Annotated in this window: 16 protein-coding genes; 9 read left to right on the top strand and 7 right to left on the bottom strand. The window is 68.0% G+C overall.

All coding sequences use genetic code 11. The annotated features are described in order from the left end of the window. Nucleotides 1-235: 235 nt before the first annotated feature. From VD964_RS11115 to VD964_RS11125, 3 genes are all read left to right on the top strand, one after another. Nucleotides 236-1,390 carry a glycosyltransferase family 2 protein gene (locus VD964_RS11115; RefSeq protein WP_324868536.1) on the top strand — a complete coding sequence of 385 codons (1,155 nt, stop codon included), beginning with the start codon at nucleotides 236-238 and terminating at the stop codon, nucleotides 1,388-1,390. Further along, nucleotides 1,387-3,147, top strand: a complete 1,761-nt coding sequence (locus VD964_RS11120) for an ArnT family glycosyltransferase (RefSeq protein ID WP_324868538.1) — start codon at nucleotides 1,387-1,389, stop codon at nucleotides 3,145-3,147. The genes VD964_RS11115 and VD964_RS11120 overlap by 4 nt, the downstream gene beginning before the upstream one ends. A 191-nt stretch (nucleotides 3,148-3,338) precedes the next feature. Then, nucleotides 3,339-4,571, top strand: coding sequence for a serine hydrolase domain-containing protein (locus VD964_RS11125; protein ID WP_324868540.1), 1,233 nt, complete (start codon nucleotides 3,339-3,341; stop codon nucleotides 4,569-4,571). Between the two features lie 13 nt (nucleotides 4,572-4,584). On the opposite strand, the gene VD964_RS11130 is transcribed toward VD964_RS11125, so the two are convergent. Together VD964_RS11130 and VD964_RS11135 are read right to left on the bottom strand one after the other, a co-directional pair. Further along, on the bottom strand, nucleotides 4,585-4,995 hold the full coding sequence (locus tag VD964_RS11130) for a nuclear transport factor 2 family protein (protein WP_324868542.1): 411 nt from the start codon (nucleotides 4,993-4,995) through the stop codon (nucleotides 4,585-4,587). A 153-nt stretch (nucleotides 4,996-5,148) separates the two neighbouring features. After that, the gene (locus VD964_RS11135; RefSeq protein WP_324868544.1) at nucleotides 5,149-6,141 is read right to left on the bottom strand and encodes a hypothetical protein; all 993 of its coding nucleotides are present in this window, start codon (nucleotides 6,139-6,141) and stop codon (nucleotides 5,149-5,151) included. Between the two features lie 265 nt (nucleotides 6,142-6,406). Here VD964_RS11135 and nadE point away from each other — a divergent pair, with 265 nt between their 5' ends. Next, complete coding sequence (gene nadE / locus VD964_RS11140) at nucleotides 6,407-8,062, top strand: NAD(+) synthase (RefSeq protein ID WP_324868546.1); 1,656 nt, start codon at nucleotides 6,407-6,409, stop codon at nucleotides 8,060-8,062. A gap of 64 nt (nucleotides 8,063-8,126) precedes the next feature. On the opposite strand, the gene VD964_RS11145 is transcribed toward nadE, so the two are convergent. The 3 genes from VD964_RS11145 to elbB form a co-directional block, all read right to left on the bottom strand. After that, entirely contained in the window at nucleotides 8,127-8,351 is a 225-nt protein-coding gene (locus VD964_RS11145) for a hypothetical protein (RefSeq protein ID WP_310112345.1), read from the bottom strand. A 127-nt stretch (nucleotides 8,352-8,478) separates the two neighbouring features. Beyond that, the gene (locus VD964_RS11150) at nucleotides 8,479-9,048 is read right to left on the bottom strand and encodes a hypothetical protein (RefSeq protein ID WP_324868549.1); all 570 of its coding nucleotides are present in this window, start codon (nucleotides 9,046-9,048) and stop codon (nucleotides 8,479-8,481) included. 136 nt (nucleotides 9,049-9,184) lie between these two features. Continuing rightward, on the bottom strand, nucleotides 9,185-9,853 hold the full coding sequence (elbB, locus tag VD964_RS11155; RefSeq protein ID WP_324868551.1) for an isoprenoid biosynthesis glyoxalase ElbB: 669 nt from the start codon (nucleotides 9,851-9,853) through the stop codon (nucleotides 9,185-9,187). Between the two features lie 180 nt (nucleotides 9,854-10,033). On the opposite strand from elbB, the gene gltX reads away from it, so the two are divergent. From gltX to VD964_RS11170, 3 genes are all read left to right on the top strand, one after another. Beyond that, nucleotides 10,034-11,389: a glutamate--tRNA ligase gene (gene gltX, locus VD964_RS11160; RefSeq protein WP_324868553.1), complete on the top strand. Its 1,356-nt coding sequence runs from the start codon at nucleotides 10,034-10,036 to the stop codon at nucleotides 11,387-11,389. Between the two features lie 27 nt (nucleotides 11,390-11,416). Further along, nucleotides 11,417-12,793, top strand: a complete 1,377-nt coding sequence (gene cysS, locus VD964_RS11165; protein WP_324868555.1) for a cysteine--tRNA ligase — start codon at nucleotides 11,417-11,419, stop codon at nucleotides 12,791-12,793. A gap of 278 nt (nucleotides 12,794-13,071) precedes the next feature. Beyond that, complete coding sequence (locus VD964_RS11170) at nucleotides 13,072-13,506, top strand: DoxX family protein (protein WP_324868557.1); 435 nt, start codon at nucleotides 13,072-13,074, stop codon at nucleotides 13,504-13,506. A 72-nt stretch (nucleotides 13,507-13,578) separates the two neighbouring features. Here the strand turns inward: VD964_RS11170 and VD964_RS11175 are convergent, their stop codons facing one another. Both VD964_RS11175 and VD964_RS11180 read right to left on the bottom strand, forming a co-directional pair. Continuing rightward, nucleotides 13,579-14,205: a chemotaxis protein gene (locus VD964_RS11175; RefSeq protein ID WP_324868559.1), complete on the bottom strand. Its 627-nt coding sequence runs from the start codon at nucleotides 14,203-14,205 to the stop codon at nucleotides 13,579-13,581. Between the two features lie 5 nt (nucleotides 14,206-14,210). Then, nucleotides 14,211-14,570, bottom strand: coding sequence for a response regulator (locus VD964_RS11180; protein WP_014248551.1), 360 nt, complete (start codon nucleotides 14,568-14,570; stop codon nucleotides 14,211-14,213). A gap of 149 nt (nucleotides 14,571-14,719) precedes the next feature. Here VD964_RS11180 and VD964_RS11185 point away from each other — a divergent pair, with 149 nt between their 5' ends. Beyond that, complete coding sequence (locus VD964_RS11185) at nucleotides 14,720-15,199, top strand: putative toxin-antitoxin system toxin component, PIN family (RefSeq protein ID WP_324868563.1); 480 nt, start codon at nucleotides 14,720-14,722, stop codon at nucleotides 15,197-15,199. A 146-nt stretch (nucleotides 15,200-15,345) separates the two neighbouring features. Further along, a complete protein-coding gene (locus VD964_RS11190; RefSeq protein ID WP_324868565.1) occupies nucleotides 15,346-15,792 on the top strand; it encodes a hypothetical protein in 447 nt (148 codons plus the stop codon). Nucleotides 15,793-15,885 lie beyond the last annotated feature (93 nt).

Consider the following 15,885-nt stretch of genomic DNA (forward strand, 5'->3'; position numbering starts at 1 on the left):
GGCGTGGAATAAACGGACGCCTTGCATGTTTGCCCGTTGCGTGGGGTCGCGGGCTGCCGTCCCGCGGGCGCTTTCACGGGCGGAAAGGCCATTTTTTGTGCCGCGGCGGTCACAGGAGAGGCATTTTGAACATCCCCTGGTATCGTGGTATATGCCAAAGGGCGCAGCGGCCGTCCGGGGTCGTCGCCGATCCCTCTTCCTCCCGGTCTCTGACGCTTTGACCCGACGGCTGGCCATGTCCATTCCCGACGCGCCCATTTCCGCGGCCTCTTCGGATGCCCGCACCGCTTCCGCACGCCGTCCCGGCGATGTCCAGCCACCCACCGGCCAGCCATCCACCGGCCGGTCGGGCACCGGCCGGTCGAGTCCAGACCGTTCGGGCCGTCCGCGGCGCGGACGCCTGTCGGTGGTCATCCCCTTCTACAACGAAGGTCCCAACATCGACGCCCTGTTCGCCCGGCTCACCCCGGTGCTGGACGGGCTGGCGATGGATTGGGAGGTGGTCTGCGTCAACGACGGCAGCCGCGACGACACCGTCGACCGGTTGCTGGACGTCCATGACCGCGACCCGCGGGTGAAGGTGGTCGACCTGTCGCGCAACTTCGGCAAGGAGCTGGCGCTGTCCGCCGGGCTCAGCCACACCACCGGCGACGCCGTGGTGCCGATGGACGCCGACCTGCAGCATCCGCCGGAACTGCTGCCGGCCTTCATCGCCAAATGGCGCGAAGGGTTCGACGTGGTCGTCGCCGTACGGCACGCCCGCGTCGGGCAGAGCCTGAAGCACCGGCTGTTCGCCAAGCTGTTCTACTGGGTTTTCGACCATCTGTCGGAGATCAAGCTTCCGCGCGAGGTCGGCGATTTCCGCCTGATGGACCGCCGCGTGGTCGAGGTGATCAACCGGATGCCGGAGCGCACACGCTTCATGAAGGGCATCTTCGCCTGGGTCGGATTCCGGCAGGCCGCCATCCCCTATGAACAGGGGGAGCGCGCCGGGGGCGACACCAAATGGGGCTTCGTCAAGCTTCTGCGCCTGTCCTTCGACGGTCTGACCGCCTTCTCCACCTTCCCCCTGCGGGTTTGGAGCCTGGTGGGCATGGCCGTGTCGGGCGTGGCCTTCGTCTATATCCTGATCCGGCTGGTCCGCACGCTGCTCCACGGCGTCGACGTGCCCGGCTATGAATCGCTGCTGGTCGCGGTGCTGTTCCTGGGCGGTATCCAACTGATCACGCTGGGCATCATCGGTGACTATCTGGGCCGCGTCTTCGCCGAGGTAAAGGGCAGACCGCTGTTCATTGTGCGCTCAGCCCACGGCTTCGGTCCGTCGGATGAGGAGCACGAGCACCAGTTCGATCCGGTCGACAACCCGGCGGGTCAGGAGCGGCAGCGATGAGCATCGAGACCCGCCTGCGCACCGGCGACAAAGATGCCGGTGACGGGATGCCCGCCGCCCGACGCCGTCCCTCCGGAACCGCCCCGCCATCCCCCGCCTCGGGCATCGCCACTGCCGCCGGCCTGGCGCTGCCGCGCGGAGAGGCGGCGCTGTGGGACGGGCTGTCGCGCGCGCTGCTGCTGGGGCTGCTGATCCTGGCCTCGCTGACCTTCCTCAGCTACGGCATCAGCACGGACGAGGAGGTGCAGCACATCTACGGCAAGAAGCTGCTGTCCTACTACACCAGTTTCTTCCAGGACCGTTCTGCTTTCCATTTCAAGGATCTGGCCTATTACGGCGGTCTGTTCGACCTCGTCACCGCCGTGATCGTGCCCTTTTCCCCCTTCGAGGAATACGAGACGCGGCATCTGCTCTGCGCGCTGGTCGGCGTGCTGGGCATTGCCGGGACATGGCGCTACACCCGGCTGCTGGCCGGCCCGCGCGCAGGCTTCATCGCCGCGGCGCTGCTGTCGCTGAGCGGTGTCTATTACGGTGCGATGTTCAACAACACCAAGGACGTGCCGTTCGCGGCCGGAATGGTGTGGACGCTCTATTTCGCCACCCGCATCCTCAAGCAGTTGCCGCGGCCCAACCGCAGCGCGGTGCTGAAGTTCGGGCTGGTGCTGGGCCTGACGCTGGCGATCCGCGTCGGCGGGGTGCTGGCCGGTTTCTATCTCGCGGTCGCCATGGCTCTGCATTTCGCCCTGGTGACGCGGCAGGAGGGGCATCGCTGGGCACTGGTCGATGCACGCGGCGCCTTCCTGTCCCTGTGGCCGGCGATCCCAGTCGCCTATGCGATCATGGCCGTGTTCTGGCCCTGGGTCGTGCAGAGGCCGTTCCGCAATCCCCTGGAGGCGCTGCGCGTCGTCTCGCACTTCCCCATCGACATCCAGACCCTGTTCATGGGCGAACTGGTCCATTCCAACGACCCGCCTGCCCTGTATCTGCCGGTCTATCTGGCGGTGAAGCTGCCGGAAGCGGTGGTGATCGGCGTCGCCGCGGCGGTGGTGCTGGCCGGGATATGGCTGGCCCGCGGCGGCTGGCGGCGGACCGGCGCCTTCACGCTGGTGCGCTACACCCCACTGGCGCTGGCGGGCTTCCTGCCGATCCTGCTGTTCATCCTGATGCGGCCGTCGGTCTACAACGGCATCCGCCATTTTCTGTTCCTGGTGCCGCCCTTCGTGGTGATGGCCGCCATCGCCGCCGACCGGCTGTGGACGCTGTGCCAGCGCGGCGGCCGGGCGCTGGGGCAGGGCTTCGCCGCCGCAATGACCGTGGTCGCGGTGGTGTACGCGTGGCAGCTGGGCGCCATGCATCCGAACCAGTACGTGTACTACAACCAGTTCGTCGGAGGCGTACGGGGCGCCGACGGCAAGTTCGAACTGGATTACTGGGGCAATTCCCTGCACGAAGCGCTGCAGGAACTGATCGAGTATGTCGAGCGCGAGAACGACGGCCGCCCCCCGCCGCGGCAGTATACCCTGACCGTCTGCGGCAACACGCTGGCAGTCCGGTTCGAACTGCCGCCCTGGCTGCGTCTGGTCAACGGGATCGAGCCGGACTGGCGCAAGGCCGACTTCTTCCTGGCCTTCACCCAGGTGAAGCGTTGCCCGTCGCTGCTGGACGGCCATCCGATCCTGGAGATCGCGGCCGACGACGTGCCGCTGTCCATCGTCAAGGACCGCCGTCCGCCAAAGGCTGATGTCCCGACCGAATGACCGCCCCACTGAATGACCGCCCGGCCGAATGCCCGGCTGAAGTGACCGGTTGAGGCAGCGCGGGTGGTTGGGGAGTACCCCCCACCGCTCCGCCGCCGTCTTTCGCCGGATCGCCCTTCGCGGCCCTGTCCGCCCGCCGACCCTCCCCCCACTCTCCGAACCTGCGATTCTGAGGCCGGGCGGAGGCGGGGATGCGGCGCAGGCTGCTCTTGGGCGTTTTATGTCTGCTGCTGTGGAGTGTTCCCCTCGGCCCGACCGAGGCCATCGGACTCGATCGATCCGGTGAGAGGAGCGGCGATCCGCTGGCCGACTTGGTGACCCGCGCGGTGGAGGAGCGCCAACCGCCGGCCGGGGCGGGCAGTCTGGTCGTCGGCGTGATCCGCGATGGCCGGACGCTGGTGGTCGGGCGCGGCGACGCCGGGCGTCCGGACGGCGGACCGGCGGACGGGCGCACGCTGTTCCAGATCGCCTCCCTCACCAAGCCTTTCACCGGCACCATCATGGCGGAATTGGTGCGGGAGGGCCGCCTGTCCCCCAACGATCCGCTGGAACAGCATTTGCGGCGCGTCGGGCCGGTGCAGGTCGCCCATCTGCCGGACCATGACGGCCTGCGCATCCGCCTGCGCGACCTTGCCACCCACACCGCCGGCCTGCCCAGCGTGCCGGAGACCCCGCGGTTTTCCTGGAACCGGCTGGAGGATCCGCGCAATCCCTACAAGCCGCTGTCGCGGGCCGAACTCGGGCTGTGGCTGTCCGGTTATCGGTTGCCGGTGCCGCCGGGCGTGCGCTTCAGCTACTCCAACGCCGGCATGGCGGTGCTGGGGGAGGCGCTGTCCGCCGCGGCCGGCCAGCCTTACGAGATCTTGCTGAAGCGGGTGGTGACCGACCGCTTCGGCCTGCGCGACACCACCCTGCAGCCGACGGCGGAGCAGCGGGCGCGCAAGGCGGCCGGCCATGCCCGCGGCCGGATCGTGCCGGATTGGGAGGCGCCGGCGATGCTGCCGGCCTTCGGCCTCTATTCCTCCGCCGACGACATGCTGCGCTGGCTGTCCGCCAACCTGGGCGACTGTCCCGGCCGCGCCGCCGGACCGGACGGACAGGGTTGCGCCCCCGCGGCATCGGCGACCCTGGCCCTGGCGCAGACGGTGCAGGTCGATGGCCGGGCTCTGGCCGATGCGGGAAGCCTGGGGGCCGGGGCGATGGCGCTCGGCTGGTTCGTTGCCTGGGCGGGGGATGGAACGCCGATCCATTGGCATTCCGGCTCCACCGGCGGCTTCAACGCCTACATCGCCTTTTCGAAGGCGCATCGCTGGGGTGTGGTGGCGCTGACCAACAGCGATCCCGATCAGGTCACCGCCGATCGGGTCGTGATCGACCTCGTCCGCCATCTTGAAACCCGGCCGGAGGTGGCGAGCCTGCCCTGAGCCGGCACCGTCTTCAATGCAGGCGGCGCGGTGCCTTGGCGGGGACCTCCACGTCGGCGCGGGCCTGGGCGATCGGACCGGCCTGATGGTGGGCAAGACGCCAGCTGCCGTTTTCCCGTGCGAACAGGTTGGTGGCGGCCAGCACGGCACCGCCCAGCGTCTCCTCGCAGACCACGAGGGCGGTGTCGCCGTGCAGGGTGACGCGCTCGTTCCGCGCCTCGACGGTGATGCCGCTGGGAGCGCGCAGAACGTCGCGCCAGCTGGTCAGCACGGCGTCGCGGCCGAACAGGGCGGTCCAGCCGGGATGAATGCAGGACACGGGCAGCGTCTCCGCCCACAGCGCTTCCATCGCGGCGGCGTCGCGGTTGGTGAAGGCGCGGTAGAAGGCCTGGTTCAGGGCCAGCAGCGTGTCGCGGTCGGTCATGACTTCTGTCCGGGCGATGGTTCCGGGAACGGGTGAGGCACGGCTGTCCGGCCGGCGTCAGTCCGCTTGTAATGAAGCCATCCGGCATGGGCAAGCGCCGGTCCGGTCGGTTCCGGGCCGGCGCTGTGACAAGTTGGATGCGAAAAAAGCGCCTCAGGCCTTGAGGTCGACGCTCTGCGGCTTCGCGGTCGAGCCCGACGCCGAGGCTGCCGCCGCTTCCTTCACCGCCGCGCCGTCCTTGCCGCCGGACAACCCGGCAACCGGGGCGGACAGGTCGAGCGTCAAATGGGTGACGCCGTCCTTGGAGGTGGTCGGCTTCAGCACCGCCAGCCCCTTCATCCCGTCGCCGCCGGACTTGGAGGCCATGTCGTTCAGCTTGCCGAGGATATCCTTGATCTCGTCCTCGCTGAAGCCTTCGGAACGGACGATCATGCCGGTGGACTTTCCGGTGGCCGTGGTGGTCATGCCCATGGCGCTCAGCTCCATGTCGCCACCCTTGCCCAGGGAGGCCTGGAGCCGCTGGTCGTCGCGGCGGAAGTCCAGGGTCGATTTGGCGAAGGAGATGCGGACGCTGCGGTCGCCGTCCTGGATCTCCAGTTCGATCCCGTGGGATTCGATCGACCATTGCGACTGTGTGGCCTGCATGTCCACCGACATTTGGCTGAGGTCCATGCCGTCCAGCTTGGATTTCAGCTTGTCGCCGAAGCCGCTGACCGCGTCGTCGATGCGGTTCTTCGGAACGCCCAGCATGCTCAGCGTGTCGCCCAGCCCCTGCTTCAGCGCGTCGATGCCCTTGCCGAACATGCCGGCCAGATCGTTGCCGTGGTCCAGCGCCGACTGCATCAGCGACTGCGCCTGTTTGGCGCGGTCGACGCCGCTGTTGCCGGCCGCCAGGGCGCCACCCCCGCCCGCCCCCTGGGCGCCGCCCTTGCCGGTCATGCTGTCCAGCAGCGATTCCATGGACTGGCTGATGGTGTAGGCCGGCGACTGGCTCTTCTTATCCGCCTTGTCGCCATCGACCGATTTCGCGTCCGATTTGGCCAGCGCGTCCTTCGCCGTGCCGGCCGTCTTTGACGAGCCGTTCTGCACAGCCGTGGACAGCACCGACGGTTTGCCGTTCGGGCCGCTGAGCTCCGCGTAATACATGGATGCCCCCGCATCGCGTAGTTTGTGTGCAAGTGGAAGCATGACGGCGGCAACCTTTACCAGTTGTTAATTTCGGACATTTCTTTGAATGATTGAAACAACTTCGTTACCTTACTAATCGTCGAAGTCTTCATATCTTCTCTATCTAAGCTTTCCGCCACTTGTTCCGCCTGCGTGACGACCTGCGACGAGCGGCGGCTTTCGCCCGGCCGGGGGCGCTGCTACCCTGATGGCAAAAGGACCCGCAAGAAGGGAACCAGCCATCATGACCGACCGACTTTCCATCGCGCTCGCCCAGGCCGATCCGGCCGCCGGCAGTCTCGCCGCCAACGCCGACCGCATCCGCGCCGCCCGGGCGGAGGCCGCAGCCCGCGGCGCCGACCTCGTCGTTTGCCCGGCCGGCGCGCTGTCCGGCGTTCCTCTGCTGGATTTGATCGCCCAACCCGCCTTCCTCGACGCCGTGGAGGCGACGGCCCGGGCGCTGGCGGCGGATACCGCCGATGGCGGACCGGCCTTGCTGGTCGGTGCCCCCTGGCGTGACGGCGCCAAGCGGCACAATGCCGCTCTGCTGCTCGACGCGGGCAAGATCGCAGCAGTTCGTTTCCAGGCCGAAATGGGTGGCGGCGAGATCGGCGCACCGGAGGATGACCGTTTCGACATCGGTCCGATGCCGGGACCGGTGAATGTCCGTGGCGTGCGCGTCGGTTTGCTGGTCGGCGGCGATCTTGCGAGCTCCGACGTGACGGAAACGCTGGCCGAGAGCGGCGCCGAATTGCTGGTCGCGCTGCTGGCCAGCCCCTTCGCCCCCGGCCGTGCCGATGATCGGGTGCAAGCCGCCGTCGCGCGGGTGGTGGAGTGCGGCCTGCCCCTGGTCGCGGTGAACGCGGTCGGTGGCGAGGATGAGCGGGTGTTCGACGGCGGCAGCTTCGCCCTCGCGTCCGGCGGCCGGCTGGTTGCCCAGGCCCCGCTGTTCGCCGAGCATCTGCTGTTGTCCCGCTGGGAACGTGGTGACGATGATTCCTGGGACAGTTCCGAAGCCGAAATGATTGCGCCGGTCGAGGGGTCGGAGGCGCTCTACAGCGCGCTGATGCTGGGCCTGCGCGACGCGGTGGCCAAAGGCGGCGCGCCGGGCGTGGTCGTCGGCCTGACCGGCGGGCTGGACTCGGCGCTGACCGCTGCCCTCGCCGTCGATGCGCTTGGGCCGGAGCGGGTGCTGGCCGTCCGCGCGCCGCTGCCAGGCAGCGAGGTCGATGCGCTGGCGGACAGCCTGGACGATGCGGCCGAGATCGTCGAGTTGCTGGGGTGCCGCCTGGACAATGTCGCGCTGGCCCCGGTGCTGAAGGCTGCCGACTCGCTGCTGGCGCCTGCCTTTGCCGGGCGCGAGTCGGCCGGGGCGGCGGACCGGCTGCATGCCCGTCTGCGCGCCGCCACATTGGCGGCGCTGGCGGAGCGGATGGGGGCGCTGCTTTTGTCGACCGCCGACCGCACCGACCGGCTGCTCGGCCTCGTGCCGGAGGAGTCGGGCTGCGGATATGCGGTGCTGGCCGACCTGCCGAAGACTGAGGTGCTGGAATTGGCGCGCTGGCGCAACGCCAACCAGCCGGCGGGATCGCGGGGGCCGGCCGGCCGGGTGGTTCCGGAACGTGTGCTGGCGCGTCGGTTGAAGGCCGCGACGCCGGCCGGATTGCCGCCGGTCGAGGCATTGGAGGATCTGCTGAGCGGCCTTCTCGACGGCGGCCTTTCGCCGGCCGATCTCGTCGGGCGCGGACATGCGGTCGACACGGTGGACTCGGTCTGGCGGATGGTGGTTCAGGCGGAAGCGGACCGCCGCAGGGCGCCGCCGGGGCCGCGGGTCTCGCGCCAAGCCGCCGCGCGGCTGCGGCGCCTTCCCGCCAGCGGGGGTGTCATCGATCTGGCTTGAGCGGATCGAGGCGGGAAGGGGAGCGAACGGCTCCCCTTCGCATTTCCTTTTGCCGGGCCGGGCGTCAGCCGCGGGTCAGCTTGATGATCGTGGCGATCATGCCGAAACTCCACAGCACGGCCGGCAGCACGATCCAGGTCGGATGGAAGATGATCGCCAGCGGCATGATGAAAATCAGCAGCATGGCCGGGAAGACGAGATAGGGAGAGTTGCCCCAGTTGGTCAGCAACCCGGCCGGGTTCTCGTCTTCACCGAAGTAAGCATCGGCGGTAACCGCTTGGTCCGTCATCTCTATCACCCAAAGTTTTTGTGGTTATTCCCTGTCCCGCACTGCAGCAGGACGTCGGTTCATACCCCACGATGCTTTGGGTGACCAGAGCCTGGCCTTGGCCGTTGCTTTCGACTTTGGTCGAAGGCTACGCAGCCTCGGTGAGCGCCAGCTGCGGACGGCGCAGGCTGGACTGGATGGTGAAGGGCGCGCGGACGCCGCCGTTGAACAGCTCGGCGCATTCCAGGGCCTTCAGCACACGCTCCTCCGGCGGCTGCCCGGCGGTGGAGGCAAGAGAGCCCAGCGCATAGTCGGAGCCGCAGCCGATGGCGTGATAGCCGCGCACCGCCTCGCCGACCTGATAATCGGACTGAACGGTAAACAGACGGCCTTCCAGCCCCACCATGAAAGTGCCGCCGGTCTCCACGTCGTTGGAGCGGTGGGCGTATCCGCCATCCTTCAGGCAATTACGCACGGCATCGACGAAGTCCACCACCATGTAGCGGAAGAGATCGGTGTCGCCGTCTCGCGACGGAACCTCCAGCCGGTAATGCAGCAGCTGGCCCATGCGGAAGGAACTGGTGAAGCCGATCAGGCAATCGCCGTTGCGGAACACCTTGGTATCGGCGCGCACCGTGATGTCCAGGCCGTTCACCCCGGCGCTGTCGCCGCCCATCCACACCCGATCGCCTTCCACCAATCCCACAATGCAGGTCATCGCCAGCCCTCGCCCGATAAATACGAAACTGAGGCAAAGGGTGTGGGAAGCCGGTTAATGAATTATTGCCCAGCTTTGTGACATTACGGGTGGAAAAGGGGGTGCGGCTACCCCCTTTGTCGTCCGATTCACTTGATCATTTGGCCAGATCGACCAGAGCCTTGACCGTATTCTCTGCGCCCTCGGCAATCTGGAGCAGATTGGCATCCAGCATGTAGCAGGGCGAGGTGACGATCTTGAGCCCCGGATCGACCACGACCTCGCCATGGGTGGTGGTGCGGTGGATGGCGCCCATCGTCTCCAGCGCGGCGGCGGTGCCGGGGTCGTTGCCGATGGTCAGTTCCACCCCCTGCTGGCCCAGGATCTTGGCGAGAATGGCCGGCGCGATGCACAGCGCGCCGATCGGCTTGCCGGCGGCGCGCATGGCGGCGACGGCGGCCACCACCTGAGGGTTGACCGAGCAGTCGGCACCCTTGAACGCGAAGTCGCTGAGGTTCTTGGCGGCGCCGAAACCGCCTGGGAAGATCAGCGCATCGACGTCGCCGGCCGAGAAGTCGCTGAGCGGGGTGATCTTGCCGCGGGCGATGCGGGCCGATTCGACCAGCACGTTGCGGCTCTCGCCGGTCTCCTGGCCGGTCAGGTGGTTGACGACATGGGCCTGCGGGATGTCGGGGGCATAGCACACCGCCACGGCGCCCACCTTGGCGATGGCCAGCAGGGTGCAGACGGCTTCGTGGATTTCCGCGCCGTCATACACGCCGCAACCCGACAGCACGACGCCGATGCGCAAGCTCTTGTCCGCCATAGGATGTCTCCGAGTTTGGATTTGCCGCCAAGCTAACGCAGGTGGACGGCCGCGCCTACCACGCCAACGGCCGCATCATCCCATCTGTTGCGCGGATGCATCGGTTCCGGACCGCTTTCGGAAGATGCGCCGGCCGTGCTAGGACTGCCCGCCTGTCCCGTCTGCAGATCGAGTCCAGCCATGTCCACCGCCGTCCGTTTCGCCCCCAGCCCGACCGGCCGCATCCATGTCGGCAATGTGCGCCTGGCGCTCGTCAACTGGCTGTTTGCGCGCAAGACCGGTGGCAGCTTCATGTTCCGGCTGGACGACACCGACGAGGAGCGCTCCACCCAGGAGTTCGCCGATGGCATCGCCGCCGACCTGACCTGGCTCGGCCTCACCTGGGATCGTTTCGCCCGCGAAAGCGACCGCTATCCGCGCTATGACGAGGTTGCAGCGGCTCTGAAGGCCGCCGGCCGGCTCTATCCCTGCTACGAGACGCCAGAGGAACTGAACCTCAAGCGCGCCAGTCTGGTGTCGCAGGGCCGTCCGCCGATCTACGACCGTGCCGCGCTGCGCCTGACCGACGAGGACCGCGCCCGGCTGGAAGGGGAGGGGCGCAAAGCCCATTGGCGCTTCAAGCTGAATCCGACTCCGGTGGAATGGACCGACCTCGTCCGTGGGCCGGTGCGGTTCGAAGGCACGGCGCTGAGCGACCCGGTGCTGATCCGCGAGGATGGCCGGCCGCTCTACACCCTGACCAGCGTGGTGGACGACGCCGACTTCGCCATCACCCACATCATCCGCGGCGAGGACCATGTCGCCAACACCGCGGTGCAGATCCAGATCTTCGAGGCGCTCGGTGCCGCCTTTGGTGCCGCCGTGCCGTCCTTCGCGCATCTGCCGCTGCTGACCGATGCCGGCGGGCAGGGGCTGTCGAAGCGGCTGGGCAGCCTGTCGGTCGGCAGCCTGCGCGACGAGGACGGCATCGAGCCGATGGCGGTCAACAGCCTGCTGGCCAAGCTCGGCACCTCCGACCCCATCGAGGCGCGGCAGACGCTGGACGAGCTGGTGGCGGAGTTCGACCTGTCGAAGATCGCCCGCGGCACCCCGAAATTCGACCCGGAGGAACTGGGCCGGCTGAACGCCCGCATCCTGCACCTGACGTCGTTCGAGGCGGTGGCCGACCGGCTGGAGGCGCTGGGCCTGACCGGTGCCGATGCCGCCTTCTGGGAGGCGGTGCGGCCCAATTTGGCGCGGCTGAGCGACGCAGGCGACTGGTGGGCGGTGACCCATGCGCCGGTGACGCCGGTGGTCGAGGATGCCGGCTTCCTGACCCAGGCGGCGGCGCTGCTGCCCGACGAGCCGTGGGACCTCGGCACCTGGGGTGCCTGGACCAACGCGGTGAAGGGGGCGACGGGGCGCAAGGGCAAGGAGCTGTTCCTTCCTCTGCGCCGGGCGCTGACCGGGCGCGACCATGGACCGGAATTGAAGAACCTGCTACCCCTGATCGGACGGGCGCGCAGCCTCCGGCGACTGGCCGGCGAAACCGCCTGAAACCTTCTTATTCCAGGAGTTCGGACCGTGCCGTTGGACCTCTACAACACGCTGACCCGCCGTAAGGAGCGCTTCGAGCCGCTTCGCCCGGACCATGTCGGCATGTATGTCTGTGGTCCGACCGTCTACGACACCGCCCATATCGGCAATGCCCGGCCCGTGGTGGTGTTCGACCTGCTGTTCCGGCTGCTGTCGCGGCTCTATCCGGCGGTGACCTATGTCCGCAACATCACCGATGTGGACGACAAGATCATCGATCGCGCGCGGGACAGCGGCGAGCCGATCGACGCGCTGACCGCGCGCACCACCGACCTGTTCCATGCCGACATGGACGCGCTGAACGCGCTACGCCCGACCATCGAACCGCGGGCGACCCAGCATATCGGCCAGATGATCGCGCTGATCGCCACGCTGATCGAACGCGGCAACGCCTATGCCGCGGAAGGGCATGTGCTGTTCTCCGTGCCGTCGATGCCCAGCTACGGCCAACTGTCCCGCCGCTCGCTGGAGGACATGATCGCCGGCGCGCGGGTGGAGGTGGCGCCTTACAAGCGCGACTCCTCGGACTTCGTGCTGTGGAAACCCAGCACGCCCGACCAGCCCGGCTGGGACAGCCCGTGGGGCCGCGGCCGTCCGGGTTGGCACATCGAATGCTCTGCCATGGCGAAGGAGCATCTGGGCGCCACCTTCGACATCCATGGCGGTGGGCTGGACCTGATCTTCCCGCATCATGAGAACGAGATCGCGCAGAGCTGCTGCGCCAACGGCACCGACCGGCTGGCCCGCACCTGGGTCCACAATGGCTTCGTGACGGTCGAAGGCGAGAAGATGTCGAAGTCTCTCGGCAACTTCTTCACCGTGCACGACCTGCTGGACGAGTTCCCCGGCGAGGCGATCCGCCTGACCCTGCTGAGCGCCCATTACCGCCAGCCGCTGGACTTCACCCGCGAGGGCATCCGGCAGGCCGAGGGCGCGCTCGACCGCTGGTATCAGGCCCTGCGCGGCGAGCCGGTGCCTGCGGTTGGCGAGGTGCCCTTCGACGTTCTGGCGGCGCTGGAGGACGACCTAAACAGCCCGCTCGCCATCGCGCATCTGCACGAGCTGGCCACCGCGGTGAACAAGGCCAAGAGCGATGCGGAGAAGGCCGCGGCCAAGGGCGCGCTGCTGGCCGCCGGTCGGCAGCTCGGCCTGTTGCAGCAGGACCCGGAGGCGTGGTTCCGCTGGGCGCCGACAGGCGGGGCCGAAGGGCTGAGCGACGCCGACGTCGAGCAGCTGATCGCCGATCGCAAGGCCGCCCGCGCGGCGAAGAACTTCGCCGAGGCGGACCGCATCCGCAAGGAACTGGCCGACAAGGGCATCGTTCTTGAGGACGGCCCGCAGGGCACGACCTGGAAGCGGGGGTGAGAAGGGAGGATCCCCTCTCCCCCCTGGGGAGAGGGTTAGGGTGAGGGGGAAGCGTGGCAGGCCTTTACCAAGAATCCTCCCTGTGCGTCCCCCTCACCCCGTCCCTCTCCCCAGGGGGGAGAGGGAGTTGAGGTGGGAGAGGGCACCCGCTGCATTGTTCCTCCACCCACAACAAATCTTCGCCAACTCTGCAGATTATCGCGCGGAACGATCCGGCTAATCTCCTCTTCAGACGAAACGCGGTCCCAACCGACCGCCTGACAGAGGAGACCCTGACCATGATCGACAATCGCACCGCTCCCTATGCCGCCTTCCTGCTGCGCGTCGGCCTCGGCCTGCTGTTCCTGGCCCACGGCTTGGTGCTGAAGGTGATGACCTTCTCCATTCCCGGTACCGTCGGCTATTTCGAGAGCATCGGTTATCCCGGCATTTTCGCCTATCTCGTGATCCTGGGCGAGATCGGCGGCGGACTTCTGCTGATCGCCGGTGTCTATACCCGCTGGATCGCGTTGGCCCTGCTGCCGATCATGATCGGCGCCACGCTGCAGCATGTCGGCAATGGCTGGGTGTTCAGCGCGCAGGGTGGCGGCTGGGAATTTCCGGCCTTCTGGACGGTCCTGCTGGTCGTGCAGTCGCTTCTGGGTGACGGCGCCTTCGCGGTGAAGGTTCCGGCGCTGGGCACCGCCGCTGCCGGCCGGCGTGAACTGGCCTGATCCGGGAACGCGAACGCCACCCGATGACGGGCGAAACAGGGGAGGGGGCACAATGCCGCCTCCCCTTTCTTGTTAAAGCCCCGCCAACGCCCGGCGGATCGCCTCGCGGAAGGCATCCAGCGATGCGATGTCCAGCAGGAACAGCGCATGCCCGCGCGCATCGCCCGCCGCCAGCGCCATGTCGATGCGCACGAACAGCACGGGGTCGGTTGCGGATCCGATGACCGACGCCGGGACGCCGGCGCCATAGCCCGGAACCGCCCCCGACAATTCGCCGCCGATCAGGTTCGACAGGCTGGCGAGGCAGCCGTTCAGGATGATGTTGCCGATCTCGGTCAGCGCGTCCTGCTCCATCTCGCCCGGCGCCTCGGCGGCAGGATCGACGGGGACCAGCCGGCCGACCAGGGCCAGCGTGCCGCGTTCGGGAAAGATCAGCATCGCTTCGCCGGTGAAGGGCCCGGTGAAGGCGCCGCGGACGGCGCAGACCGGCTGGTCGCCCTCCAGGTCGCCGCCGACCTCCCGGGTGATGCGGGCGCGGGTCGACACGGCGAAGGACGGCACCGACAGAAGCACTTCCTCCCCCAGCATGGAGCTGAGGGCAGCGGCCGGTTCGCCCATGCCGATGTTGAACAACTCGGCGATGGCATCGGCCTCGTCGTCGTCCAGGCGCAGGGGATCCCCCGATGCGGGCTCTGCCATCGGCGTCACTGCCCGGCCGCGGCGAGGAAGTCGCGGATCTTGTCCGAGGTGATCGGCTTGGCGATGAAACGGACGCCCAGAGCCTCGGCCTTGCGCCGCAGCGCGTCCTGGACGTTGGCGGTCAGCAGGCCGATGGTGAGGCCGGTGAAGCGTTCCTTCAGCCGCTCGGCGAGCGCCAGACCGTCCATGCCCGGCATGTTATAGTCGACGATGGCGGCGGCCGGCGGCACCTCTCCGACAATCTCCAGGGCCTCTTCGCCGCTCGCGGCCGTGACGATGGTCCAGTCGGGCCGCAGCGAAGCGATGACGCTGGAGACCATGTTGCGCGCCAGTCGGCTGTCGTCGACGACGAGGATGCTGGTCATGCCGATATTTCCGTCCTAAAGATTCCGTTCAGACCTCGCGGGTTTCTTACCGCAAACCGGTCCGCCCCACAACAGAGGCCTCGCCAGGGGCCTGAGTTCTTCAACCTTTACAGCCTTCCGATATATCAATGTTCGCCCAGGACAACACAGTGCCCGAACCGTTTCGTCCGCCGAACCCCACCCCGGTCCGCGCCAAGGTGCGTGCCGTGCTCGATACCAACATCCTGGTGGCCTATGCGCTGCTGGGCGACACCGCAATCCGGCGCCAGGACGCGATCCGCCACTGCGTGGAGCGCGTGCGTGAGGATGGCGGGCTGACCGGCAGCAGAGAAACGCTGGCGGAACTGGAGGAGGTGCTGATGCGCCCGACCTTCGACCGCTACGCCACCGCGGCGGATCGCCGCGCCTTCCTCGACCGCATCAGGGCGGAAACCGTGCTGGTAGAGCCGGCGGCGGTCGGCCGCCTGTGCCGTGATCCGGAGGACGACATGTTCCTGGCCGCTGCCGTCGGCGGGTCAGTGCCCTGGCTGGTGACCGTCGACCGCCAACTGCTGTCGGTGCGCCGGGCCGGGGAGGCAAGGGTTCTGCGGCCCGAACGCTTCCTGGCCGCCCTGGATGCGGAGTGCTGATCGGACAGCCCAACAGAATCCACTCGACAAACGGGACGCTCTTCCTAGAATGAAAAGAGAACACATCGCAAACCGCGAGTGAACGGGAATGGCTGCGGCGACGGTGACGCCGCGCCGATGGTGGAGTGCAGGGGGCATCTGCAGCGATGAGCGTCCAACGGCTTCTGTTCGACGACCTGCCGGAGACGGAACCGGCGCGCAAGCCGCGCCGCAGCCGGACGGCCGGCGCCGCGGCAACCATGGCCGCACAGGTGGCGGTCGACGTGGTGCGGGAGGCTGCCCCCCTGCCCAGGGCCGCGGTGCTCGCGGCCGGCGTGGCGACGCTGCCGCTGGCCCCGCCTGCCCCTCCGCCGCCGCCTGCGTTCGACCCGGCTGCGCTGTCCAATCCGGAGTTGCGGGCGCTGGTGCAGGCGTTGCCCGACCAGCGGTTGGCCCATCTGCTGATCGAGGCCGCGCGGGAACTGAAGCGCCGCGCCGCGCCGGACCGCAGCGATCCGGACGGCGATGACGGCGATATGCCGCAGGAGCCGAACCAGACCCTGCTGCGTGCCGCAAGGCAGGCGGTGGGGGAACTGTCGGGTGACGACTTCTGATCGGTTGGGTGTTCCTGGGGGCACTCCTTAGTCAAGAAAGTTTCCGAGACAAACGACGCGCCTTTATGTCATGATCGTCCTTAGCCCGCGTTT

Origin of the sequence: Azospirillum sp. (assembly GCF_035628975.1) — a bacterium.
Classification (GTDB): Bacteria; Pseudomonadota; Alphaproteobacteria; order Azospirillales; family Azospirillaceae; genus Azospirillum.

Bases quoted from the DNA above. Each gene is read 5' to 3' on its own strand.
- VD964_RS11115 (WP_324868536.1), top strand. From the start codon at position 236: ATGTCCATTCCCGACGCGCCCATTTCCGCGGCCTCTTCGGATGCCCGC.
- VD964_RS11120 (WP_324868538.1), top strand. From the start codon at position 1,387: ATGAGCATCGAGACCCGCCTGCGCACCGGCGACAAAGATGCCGGTGAC.
- VD964_RS11125 (WP_324868540.1), top strand. From the start codon at position 3,339: ATGCGGCGCAGGCTGCTCTTGGGCGTTTTATGTCTGCTGCTGTGGAGT.
- VD964_RS11130 (WP_324868542.1), bottom strand. From the start codon at position 4,995: ATGACCGACCGCGACACGCTGCTGGCCCTGAACCAGGCCTTCTACCGC.
- VD964_RS11135 (WP_324868544.1), bottom strand. From the start codon at position 6,141: ATGTATTACGCGGAGCTCAGCGGCCCGAACGGCAAACCGTCGGTGCTG.
- nadE (WP_324868546.1), top strand. From the start codon at position 6,407: ATGACCGACCGACTTTCCATCGCGCTCGCCCAGGCCGATCCGGCCGCC.
- VD964_RS11145 (WP_310112345.1), bottom strand. From the start codon at position 8,351: ATGACGGACCAAGCGGTTACCGCCGATGCTTACTTCGGTGAAGACGAG.
- VD964_RS11150 (WP_324868549.1), bottom strand. From the start codon at position 9,048: ATGACCTGCATTGTGGGATTGGTGGAAGGCGATCGGGTGTGGATGGGC.
- elbB (WP_324868551.1), bottom strand. From the start codon at position 9,853: ATGGCGGACAAGAGCTTGCGCATCGGCGTCGTGCTGTCGGGTTGCGGC.
- gltX (WP_324868553.1), top strand. From the start codon at position 10,034: ATGTCCACCGCCGTCCGTTTCGCCCCCAGCCCGACCGGCCGCATCCAT.
- VD964_RS11170 (WP_324868557.1), top strand. From the start codon at position 13,072: ATGATCGACAATCGCACCGCTCCCTATGCCGCCTTCCTGCTGCGCGTC.
- VD964_RS11175 (WP_324868559.1), bottom strand. From the start codon at position 14,205: ATGGCAGAGCCCGCATCGGGGGATCCCCTGCGCCTGGACGACGACGAG.
- VD964_RS11180 (WP_014248551.1), bottom strand. From the start codon at position 14,570: ATGACCAGCATCCTCGTCGTCGACGACAGCCGACTGGCGCGCAACATG.
- VD964_RS11190 (WP_324868565.1), top strand. From the start codon at position 15,346: ATGAGCGTCCAACGGCTTCTGTTCGACGACCTGCCGGAGACGGAACCG.